The sequence below is a fragment of the Cupriavidus sp. 8B genome (genome assembly GCF_054589115.1).
In genome coordinates this window covers 1-281 of record NZ_BAAILO010000374.1, presented here as the reverse complement: position 1 = coordinate 281, position 281 = coordinate 1, and the positions used below count along the sequence as shown (strand labels likewise).

Here is a 281-nt window from a genome sequence, read left to right as displayed (position 1 = left end):
CTGGTGAGAAGCCATCCGAACGCGACGATGAGGGAGTTGGCCCAAGGCCTTGCCGAGCAAGGTGGCCCCAGGGTCAGCACAGTCACGCTGGCGGCGGCTTTGCGCCGCGCTGGATTGAAGCGAGTTGCGCAACCCAGCGCTGTACTCTATGCAAAGCCCAGTGAGCCCGCGCATTACGGCTACAGCGATTCTCATCGCCTGGAGCCGGCCGATCCAGGCAAGTACACCAGTTGCCTGACCGATGCCGAATGGGCGCTGGCGGCCGACCTGTTCGAACGGCC

1 pseudogene is annotated in these 281 nt (G+C 64.4%); it reads left to right on the top strand.

Annotated features, from left to right (window positions below):
* Positions 1 to 27: 27 nt before the first annotated feature.
* Positions 28 to 281, top strand: a pseudogene (locus ACYP5B_RS34735) (IS5/IS1182 family transposase); the annotation flags it as partial.